The following is a 964-nucleotide window of genomic DNA, read 5'->3' on the forward strand; positions in this document are numbered from 1 at the left end:
AATGCGGCCACCCCGGTGGAGCGTAAGCCGGAGTGGATCAAGGCCAAGGTCCAGATGGGCCCGGAGTTCGTCCAGCTCAAGAACCTGGTGAAGAAGGAAGGCCTGCACACGGTGTGTGAGGAGGCCGGCTGCCCGAACATCTTCGAGTGCTGGGAAGACAAGGAAGCCACGTTCCTGATCGGCGGCTCCGAATGCACCCGGCGCTGTGATTTCTGCCAGATCGACACCGGCAAGCCCTCCCCGGTGGACATGTTCGAACCCACCAAGGTGGCCCGCTCGGTCCAGGCCATGCAGCTCCGGTACGCCACCGTGACCGGGGTGGCCCGCGACGACCTCGCCGACGAGGGCGTCTGGCTCTACGCCGAAACGGTCCGGAAGATCCACGAACTGAACCCGGGCACCGGCGTCGAACTGCTGATCCCGGACTTCTCCGGCAAACCCGAGCACATCGCGGCGATCTGCGACTCCAAGCCCGAGGTCTTCGCGCACAACGTCGAGACCGTGCCGCGGATCTTCAAGCGCATCCGCCCCGCGTTCCGCTACGACCGGTCCCTGGATGTCATCACCCAGGGCCGGAACCTGGGCATGGTCACCAAGTCCAACCTGATCCTGGGCATGGGCGAGACCCGCGAGGAAATCTCCGAGGCCCTGCAGGACCTGCACGAGGCCGGCTGCGACCTGATCACCATCACCCAGTACCTGCGCCCGTCCGAACGCCACCTGCCGGTGGACCGCTGGGTCAAGCCGCAGGAATTCGTGGACCTCGCCACGGAGGCCGAGGAAATCGGCTTCCTCGGCGTGATGTCCGGCCCGCTGGTCCGATCCTCCTACCGTGCCGGCCGGCTCTGGGCCACCGCGATGCGCAAGAAGGGCTGGGAGATCCCGGCCGAACTCGCGCACATCGAAAGCTCCGGCAGCACCCGCCAGGAAGCCAGCTCCCTCATCGCGGCACACCACTAGGACC

General features: G+C 66.4%; 1 protein-coding gene. It reads left to right on the forward strand.

Going from position 1 to position 964, the window contains the following annotated elements:
* Nucleotides 1-960, forward strand: a 960-nt coding sequence (lipA, locus tag PV761_RS24190; RefSeq protein WP_347900051.1) for a lipoyl synthase, incomplete at its 5' end; no start/stop codon positions are given.
* Nucleotides 961-964: the final 4 nt, after the last annotated feature.

The organism is Arthrobacter sp. CC3 (assembly GCF_039907775.1).
Lineage (GTDB): Bacteria > Actinomycetota > Actinomycetes > Actinomycetales > Micrococcaceae > Arthrobacter.